Origin of the sequence: Streptomyces sp. NPDC058157 (assembly GCF_042884105.1) — a bacterium.
Taxonomy (GTDB): Bacteria; Actinomycetota; Actinomycetes; order Streptomycetales; family Streptomycetaceae; genus Streptomyces.
The window spans coordinates 78,274-86,628 of sequence record NZ_JBHVUQ010000009.1 but is presented as its reverse complement, the minus strand read 5'-3'; the positions used below and the strand labels follow the sequence as shown (position 1 = coordinate 86,628).

Genomic DNA, 8,355 nt, shown 5'->3' with positions numbered 1-8,355 from the left:
CGGGCCAGCTCCCCCCGGCCCCGCCCCGCCCGCCCCCCACCCCCCGCGCCGCCGGCGGGGCGGCCCGCACCCCGCGCGAGGGCGCCCCGTCCCGCCGCGTCGGCCCGGGGGCGGAGACCCCGGCCACGCCCGAAGCCACCACCACCCGCCCGCCCCGCCGCACCCGCTCGGCCTCGGACGGCTCGACGAGCCGGGCGGCCCCGCCCGCGGAGGCCGGCCCGGACACGGCCGGTCCGGACGCGACGGCCCCGGACACGGAGGTCCCGGACACGGCGGCCCCGGAGCCGGAGGCCCCGCGCCCCGCGCGACGTAGCCGGTCCGCCGCGGACGGGTCCGCCAGTCAGGCCCCCGCGCCGGAGCCGGAGGCTCCCAGGCGCCCGGCCCCGCGCAGCGCGGACGCGCCCTGGCACAACCCGAAGCCCGCCTTCGAGGAGCCGGCCCCCGAGCCCGGACCGAAGCCCGAAGCCGGGCCCGACCCCGATTCCGACCACGACACCACCGGAGGCGACGCGTGAACGACGTCCTCGACGTCGCCCTGCGACTGATCGTCGTCTTCGCCGTCTTCCTCGTGCTCCCGCTCGTCATCGGGCAGACCGAGCACAAGGTGATGGCGCACATGCAGGGCCGCCTCGGCCCCATGTACGCCGGCGGCTTCCACGGCTGGGCCCAGCTCGTCGCCGACGGCGTGAAGTTCGCGCAGAAGGAGGACATCGTCCCGGCCGACGCCGACCGGCGGATCTTCCAGCTCGCCCCCGCCGTCGCGCTGCTGCCCTACCTCCTCGTCCTGATCGCCATCCCCATCGGCCCCGGCGAAAGCGCCGTCGGCCAGGTCATCGACGCCGGCCTCTTCTACGCCCTCGCGGTCATGGGCGTCGGCGTCCTCGGCAGCCTGATGGGCGGCTGGGCGTCCGCCAACAAGTTCTCCCTCCTCGGAGGCCTCCGCACCGCCGCCCAGCTGCTCGCGTACGAGCTGCCGATGCTGCTCGCCGCCGCCTCCGTGGCCATGGCCGCCGGGACGGTGTCCCTGCCCGGCATCGTGAACGCCTTCGAGTGGTGGTGGCTGCCCTGGCAGATCATCGGCGCGCTCGTCTTCTTCACCGCCGGCCTCGCCGAGCTCCAGCGGCCCCCGTTCGACATGCCCGTCGCCGACTCCGAGATCATCTTCGGCGCGTACACCGAGTACACCGGCCTGCGCTTCGCGCTGTTCCTGCTCGCCGAGTACGCCGGCATCGTCGTCCTGTGCGCCCTGACCACCGTCCTCTTCCTCGGCGGCTGGCACGGCCCCCTCGGCGCCGACGGCCTCGGCTGGGTCTGGACCCTCCTCAAGACCGCGATCCTGGCGTTCGTCGTCATCTGGCTGCGCGTGAGCTACCCGCGCCTGCGCGAGGACCAGCTCCAGAAGCTCGCCTGGACCGTACTCATCCCCCTCGCGCTCGCCCAGATCGCGCTCACCGGCATCGTGAAGGTGGCGATCCAGTAATGCCCCCGATCCCCGGATCCGGCCTCGCCAAGGGCCTGGCCGTCACCCTGCGCACGATGACCAAGCGCGCGCACACCGCCCAGTACCCCGAGGTGCAGCCCGAGCTCCCGCCCCGCAGCCGCGGGGTCATCGGCCTGTTCGAGGAGAACTGCACGGTCTGCATGCTGTGCGCCCGCGAGTGCCCCGACTGGTGCATCTACATCGACTCCCACAAGGAGACGGTGCCCGCCGCCACCCCCGGCGGCCGCGAGCGCAGCCGCAACGTCCTCGACCGCTTCGCCATCGACTTCTCCCTCTGCATGTACTGCGGGATCTGCATCGAGGTGTGCCCCTTCGACGCCCTCTTCTGGTCGCCGGAGTTCGAGTACGCGGAGACCGACATCCACGAGCTCACCCACGAGCGCGACAAGCTGCGCGAGTGGATGTGGACGGTCCCGGCCCCGCCCGCGCTGGACCCCGGAGCCGAGGAGCCGAAGGAGATCGCCGCCGCCCGCAAGGCCGCCGAGAAGGCCGAGGCCGCAGCCGCCGCGGCAACGGCCGACGCGACCCCCGACGCGACCCCCGACACCCCGGCGGGAGGCACCGCCTGATGTACGCCGCCCACCTCACCGCGGCCGCGGCCAAGGCCGCGACCGCCGTCGCGGCGGCCGCGCCCGGCGGCCCCGCCCCCAACCCCGGCCCCGGCTTCCTCTCGCCGACCGGCGTGGAGATCGCCTTCGTCCTCGTCGGCCTCGCCACCCTCGGCGCGGCCCTCGTCACGGTCACCACCAAGCAGCTCGTGCACGCCGCCCTCTGGCTGGTCGTCGCGCTCGGCGGGGTCGCCGTCGAGTACCTGCTGCTGACCGCCGAGTTCATCGCCTGGGTCCAGGTCCTGATCTACCTCGGCTCCGTGGTCGTCCTCCTCCTCTTCGGACTGATGCTCACCAAGGCCCCCATCGGCCGCTCCCCGGACGCCGACTCCGGCAACCGGTGGGTCGCCCTCGGCGTCGCGGGATCCGCCGGCGCCGCCCTCGTCTGGGTGGTCGCCGACGCCTTCCGCACCACCTGGATCGACCTCGACGGCCCCGCCCAGGGCTCCACCAAGGTCACCGGCGAGATCCTCTTCCAGCACTGGGTGCTGCCCTTCGAGGCCCTCTCCGTCCTCCTCCTCGCGGCCCTGATCGGCGCGATCGTGCTCTCCCGCCGCACCACCCCCGCCGAGGAAGCCGCCGACGCGGCCGACGCCGCCGCCCGCACGGGCACCGAGAAGGGGCAGAGCTGATGCACCTCGCCTACCCCGCCGTCCTCGCGGCCCTCCTCTTCGCCACCGGCCTCTACGGTGTCCTCGCCCGCCGCAACGCCATCCTGGTCCTGATGTCCGTCGAGCTGATGCTCAACGCCGTCAACCTCAACCTGGTCGCCTTCGACGTCTGGCTGCGCGACACCCTGCACGCCGGCCAGGCCCTCACCCTCTTCACCATCGCCATCGCCGCCGCCGAGATCGGCATCGGCCTCGCGATCGTGCTGATGGTGTACCGCAACCGCGGCACCTCGGACGTCGACCGGCTGCGCGACACCGCCGAAGGCCACGAGCCCGGCCACCCCGACGACCCGACCGCCCCCACCGCCCGGCCGGAGGTCGCCGCGTGAGCACCACGACCCTCGCGGTCCTCGTCCCCCTCCTCCCGTTCCTGGGAGCGGTGGCAGGACTCCTCCTCGGCCGGACCGCACCCGGCTTCGTCAGGCCGCTCGCCGTCCTGCCGCCCCTGGCCTCCGCCGTCCTCGCCGTATGGGTCGCCGTCCGCCACGGAGGCGGCAAGGCGATCGACACGGCGACCGAGCTGACCCCGACCGGCTCGGTGCCCATCGAGCTCTCGCTCCACCTCGACGGCTTCGCGGTCCTGGTCGCGGTCCTGGTCGCAGTGGTCGCCACCTGCGTACAGCTCTACTCGACCGCGTACCTCCGCGAGGACCCGCGCTACCCGTCCTACGCCGCTCTGGTCTCACTGTTCACCTCCGCCATGCTGCTCGTCGTCTACTCCGGCGACCTGATGGTGCTGCTGGTCGGCTGGGAGATCATGGGCATCTGCTCGTACTTCCTGGTCGGCCACTACTGGGAGACCGAGGCGGCCCGCTCCGCCTCCCTCAAGGCCTTCCTCGTCACCAAGCTCGGCGACGTCCCCTTCCTCATCGGACTGTTCGCGCTCGCCGCCGACGCCGGCTCCTTCCGGATCACCAAGATCCTCGGCGCCGTCGCCGCGGGCGGGCTCGACCACCCGACGCTGATCGCGCTGCTCCTGCTCGCCGGCGTCGCGGGCAAGTCCGCGCAGTTCCCGCTGCACACCTGGCTCCCCGACGCCATGGCCGGCCCCACCCCGGTCTCCGCGCTCATCCACGCGGCGACGATGGTCGCCGCCGGCGTCTACTTCATCGCCCGTCTCCTCCCCGTCTTCACGGCCTCGCGCGCCGCCCTGGTGGTCATGGCCGTCATGGCCGCGACCACGATGGTCGGCTCGGCGCTCGCGGCCCTGGCCCAGGACGACATCAAGCGCGTCCTCGCCTACTCCACGGTCGGCCAGCTCGGCTACATGACCGGCGCCCTGGCCGTCGGCGACCGCGGCGCCGCCGTCTTCCACCTCCTGTCCCACGGCGCCTTCAAGGCGCTCCTCTTCCTCGGCGCCGGCGTGATCATCCACGCCGCCGGCACGAACTCCCTCGCCGCCATGTCCCGCATGGACGGCCTGGCCAAGCGCATCCCCGACGCCTTCTGGACGATGACGATCGCGCTGCTCGCGCTCGCCGCCATCCCGCCCTTCGCCGGCTTCTTCTCCAAGGAAGCCGTCCTCGTCGCCGCCGAGCACGCCGCCGGCGGACACTCCGCCCTGGTCCCCGGCGCGGCCGGCTGGGTGGTGCTCGTCGCCGGGGTGCTGACCGCCCTGCTCACCGCCGCCTACGCCACCCGGCTGTGGCTGATGGCCTTCCGCGGCCGGGGCGCGGCCGCCCCCGACCACGGCAAGGAGCCCGTCGCCATGACCGGCGTGCTGTGGCTGCTCGCGGTCCCCTCGATCGCCTTCGGCCTCGCCGCCGGCCCCCTCGCCGACTGGTTCGACGGCAGGGAACTCACCCCGACCGTGACCACCTCGGTCCTCGGTACCGGCGCCGGCCTCATCGGCGTGATCCTGACCTACGCCCTGTGGCAGCGCGCCACCGCCAGGGCCGCCGCCGGGATCCGCAACGGAGGCGCCGTCCCGGCGTCCGTCGCGGCCGCCGAATCCGCCGCCGAGACCCCCGAGGTGGCCGAGGTGACCCACGAGCACCCCGCCGTACCGGCCGCCCCCGCGGCCGACCCCGGCCCGGCCCTCCTCGGCCCCCTGCACCGGCACGCCGCCGACGGCTTCCACCTCGACGCCGTCTACGACCGCCTGTTCGTCCGCCCCGTCCGCGCGGGCGCGAGCCTGGTGCGCTTCCTCGACCGCGAGGTCGTCGACACCTACGTCCGCGGCGCGGGCGCCGGACCCCGGCTGCTCGGCAGCCTGGTCCGCCGGGCCCAGACCGGCAACGTGCAGAGCTACCTGAGCGCCCTGCTCGCCGGCGCCGTGGTCCTGGCGATCGCCACCGCCGTCTTCGCCAACCTCAACGCCGGATCGTGAGCCGAGAGTCAGCCGTGATCGATATCAGCCCGTCCGTGATGCAGTTCCTTCTGGCGTTCGTCGTGGCCGCACCGCTCCTCGGCGCCGTCGCGGCCCTCCTCCCGGCCCCGCCCGGGCTCAAGGGCAGGAGCCCCGAACAGGCCGTGCTCCGCCACGGCGTCACCGTCACCGGCGTCATCCTCGCCGCGGCCGTCGCCCTCACCCTGGGCTTCGACCACGACGCCCCGTCCCGCTTCCAGGCGACGACGGACATCAGCTGGATCCAGGCGCTGAACATCCGGATCCACCTCGGCATCGACGGCATCTCGCTCCCCCTCCTCCTGATGACCGCGCTGCTGTTCTTCCTCTGCGCGCTCTACAGCTACTTCAAGCTCCCCGAGGGCCCCTCCCCGAAGGCCTTCGTGGCACTGCTGCTCGTCCTCGAGTCCGGCACCCTCGCGACCTTCGCCGTTCTCGACCTGATGCTGTTCTTCCTCGCCTTCGAGATGGTCCTCATCCCGATGTACTTCCTCATCGCCCGCTGGGGCGGTGCTCAGCGGCAGGCCGCCGCCTGGAAGTTCATCCTCTACACCCTCCTCGGATCCGTGGTCATGCTCCTCGGACTGCTGCTGATCGGACTGAACAGCGGCACTTTCGACATGGTGGCACTCGCCTCTGACAACGGCCGCGGACTGACCCACACCACCCAGATCCTGGCCGTCCTGGCCATCGGCACCGGCCTCGCCGTGAAGACCCCGATGTGGCCCCTGCACAGCTGGCTGCCCGACGCCCACACCGCGGCGCCCACCGTCGGCTCCGTGCTCCTCGCGGGCGTCCTGCTGAAGATGGGCACGTACGGGTTCGTCCGGATCCTGCTCCCCGTCACCCCCGGCGGCATGCACACCTTCGCCCCCTACCTCGGCGCCCTCGCCGCCGTCGGCATCGTCTACGGGTCCCTCGCCTGCCTCTCCCTCGCCCGCAAGGGCAACAAGGGCGACCTCAAGCGCCTCATCGCGTACTCCTCCGTCGGCCACATGGGCTTCGTCCTGCTCGGCATCGCGACGATGACCCCCACCGGCGTCAACGGCGCGCTGTTCGCGAACATCGCCCACGGCCTGATCACCGGCCTCCTCTTCTTCCTGGTCGGCGCCCTCAAGGACCGCTACGGCACCGCCGACATCGACACCCTCGCCGGAGCCACCGGCGCCGCCCTCTACGGCCGCGCCCCCCGCCTCGGCGCGCTCCTGGCGTTCGCCGCCGTCGCCTCCCTCGGCCTGCCCGGCCTGGCCGGGTTCTGGGGCGAGATGCTGGCCCTGTTCGGCGCGTTCGACCCGGCCCCGGGCCTGTCCCGGCCGGCCTTCCTCACCTACATGGCCGTCGGCGCGTTCGGCACCCTGCTCACCGCCGCCTACCTGCTGGTCGTCGTACGGCGCGTCTGCATGGGCGACCCGAAGGCCGGCCCCGAGCTCACCCTCGCCGACGTCCAGCGCTACGAGTTCGCCGCCTGGACCCCGCTCGTCGCCCTCACCGTCCTCGCCGGCCTGTGGCCCGCCACCCTCCTCGGCCTGACCGACCCGGCCGTCCAGAAGCTCCTCGCAGGAGGCAACGCATGACGGCCCTGACGGCCCTGGCCGCCGACACCCCCAGCCTGGTCCAGTCCGTCGACTGGCTCGCGATCACCCCCGTGGTCGTCCCGGCCGCCGTCGCCCTGATCGTCCTGGTCGCCGACCTCTTCCTGCCCGCCGCCCGCAAGCCCGTCCTCGGCTGGGTCTCCGTCGCAGGCCTGGCCGCCGCGACCGCCGCCCTGCTGCCGCTGCGCGCCGGCGACCGCACCACCTTCTGCCTCACCGCCGACCCCGGCGCGTGCAGCTACACCGCCGACCGCTTCGCGCTCGTCATCCAGTTCCTCGTGCTGGCTGGCGCCCTGGTCACCGCCCTGCTGTCGGTCACCGTCGTCCGCGAGGGCCGCATCCCGGCCGGCGAGTACTGGTTCCTGCTGCTCTCCTCCGCCGCCGGCGCCGCCCTGCTGCCCGCCTCCCGCGACCTCGCCACGCTGATCGTCGCCCTGGAAGTCGCCTCGCTGCCCGCGTTCGCCCTCGTCGGCATGCGCCGCGGCGACCGGCTGTCCTCCGAGGCCGCCCTCAAGTTCTTCCTCTCCTCGGTCACCGCCACCGCCGTCTCCCTGATGGGCGTCAGCCTCGTCTACGCCGCCACCGGCACCCTGCACCTGGCGCGGGTCGCCGACCGGCTGGAGGACGTCCCCGGGCAGCTCGACACCCTCGCCATGGCGGGCGTCGCCCTCACCCTCGTCGGCTTCGCCTTCAAGACTGCGGCCGTCCCCTTCCACTTCTGGGTCCCCGACACCTACGTGGGCGCCCCGCTGCCCGTCGCCGGCTACCTGTCGGTGATCGGCAAGGCCGTCGGCTTCACCGGCCTGATCCTCGTCACGGTGATCGCCTTCCCCGCGTACTCGGACGTCTGGGGCCCCGCCCTGGCCGTGCTCGCCGCGCTCACCATGACCCTCGGCAACGCCGCCGCCCTGCGCCAGTCCGCCGCCCGCGCGCACGGCGCCGTACGCCTCCTCGCCTGGTCCTCCGTCGGCCAGGCCGGCTACCTGCTGGTCCCGATCGCCGCGGCCGCCTACTCCGACCGCGACCAGATCGGCTCCACCGTCGCCTACGCCCTCATGTACGCGGCCGTGAACCTCGGCGCCTTCGCCGTCGCCGCGCTGGTCGCCCGGACCAGGCCGCTCAACCGGATCGACGACTACCGCGGCCTGTACGCCGAGCGTCCCGCCGCCGCCCTGTCGCTGGCCTTCTTCCTGCTCTGCCTGGCCGGCCTGCCGCCGGGCATCATCGGCCTCTTCGCCAAGGTCACCGTCTTCCGGTCCGCCGTCGACGCGGGCCTGGGCTGGCTCGCCGTGGTCATGGCGGTCAACGTCGTCATGGCCCTGTACTACTACCTGCGCTGGACCGCCCTCCTCTTCCGCGCCCCGCAGACCGAGGGCGAGGTCCCGGCGGTCCGTACGAAGGCCCCCTGGCCCCTCACGGCGGCCATCGCCCTCACCGCCGCGACCGCCCTGGTCCTGTCCGGCGCCCCGCAGCTGGTCCTGCGCTTCGCCGCGGGCACCCTCTTCCCGCTGTAGCCCGCCCCGCCGCGCCCGCACCGCGCTTCCTCACCCGTACGGAGCAACGCCCACCGCCGCCCCCGGCCCGTGCCACCGGGGCGGCGGCGCCCCGGTGTGCGCCGGGAACCAGACGCCGCCAC

At 73.7% G+C, this 8,355-nt stretch carries 7 protein-coding genes and 1 pseudogene; all 8 read left to right on the top strand.

What is annotated here, in order from left to right:
- Positions 1 to 515 (top strand): annotated as a pseudogene (locus tag ACFVXK_RS04485) (NADH-quinone oxidoreductase subunit C); the annotation flags it as partial.
- Positions 512 to 1,480 carry an NADH-quinone oxidoreductase subunit H gene (locus tag ACFVXK_RS04480; RefSeq protein WP_389610036.1) on the top strand — a complete coding sequence of 323 codons (969 nt, stop codon included), beginning with the start codon at positions 512 to 514 and terminating at the stop codon, positions 1,478 to 1,480. The pseudogene ACFVXK_RS04485 and the gene ACFVXK_RS04480, both read left to right, overlap by 4 nt.
- Positions 1,480 to 2,070, top strand: a complete 591-nt coding sequence (locus ACFVXK_RS04475; RefSeq protein ID WP_389610035.1) for a NuoI/complex I 23 kDa subunit family protein — start codon at positions 1,480 to 1,482, stop codon at positions 2,068 to 2,070. The genes ACFVXK_RS04480 and ACFVXK_RS04475 overlap by 1 nt, the downstream gene beginning before the upstream one ends.
- Positions 2,070 to 2,741: an NADH-quinone oxidoreductase subunit J gene (locus ACFVXK_RS04470; protein WP_389610034.1), complete on the top strand. Its 672-nt coding sequence runs from the start codon at positions 2,070 to 2,072 to the stop codon at positions 2,739 to 2,741. The genes ACFVXK_RS04475 and ACFVXK_RS04470 overlap by 1 nt, the downstream gene beginning before the upstream one ends.
- A complete protein-coding gene (gene nuoK, locus ACFVXK_RS04465) occupies positions 2,741 to 3,109 on the top strand; it encodes an NADH-quinone oxidoreductase subunit NuoK (protein WP_389610033.1) in 369 nt (122 codons plus the stop codon). The genes ACFVXK_RS04470 and nuoK overlap by 1 nt, the downstream gene beginning before the upstream one ends.
- Positions 3,106 to 5,109 (top strand): NADH-quinone oxidoreductase subunit L, encoded by a 2,004-nt coding sequence (locus ACFVXK_RS04460; RefSeq protein ID WP_389610032.1) that lies wholly within the window; start codon positions 3,106 to 3,108, stop codon positions 5,107 to 5,109. The genes nuoK and ACFVXK_RS04460 overlap by 4 nt, the downstream gene beginning before the upstream one ends.
- Before the next feature lie 38 nt (positions 5,110 to 5,147).
- Positions 5,148 to 6,701, top strand: a complete 1,554-nt coding sequence (locus tag ACFVXK_RS04455; protein WP_389610037.1) for a NuoM family protein — start codon at positions 5,148 to 5,150, stop codon at positions 6,699 to 6,701.
- Positions 6,698 to 8,233, top strand: coding sequence for an NADH-quinone oxidoreductase subunit N (locus tag ACFVXK_RS04450; protein WP_389610031.1), 1,536 nt, complete (start codon positions 6,698 to 6,700; stop codon positions 8,231 to 8,233). Before ACFVXK_RS04455 ends, ACFVXK_RS04450 begins: the two co-directional genes overlap by 4 nt.
- The last annotated feature ends 122 nt before the right edge of the window (positions 8,234 to 8,355 follow it).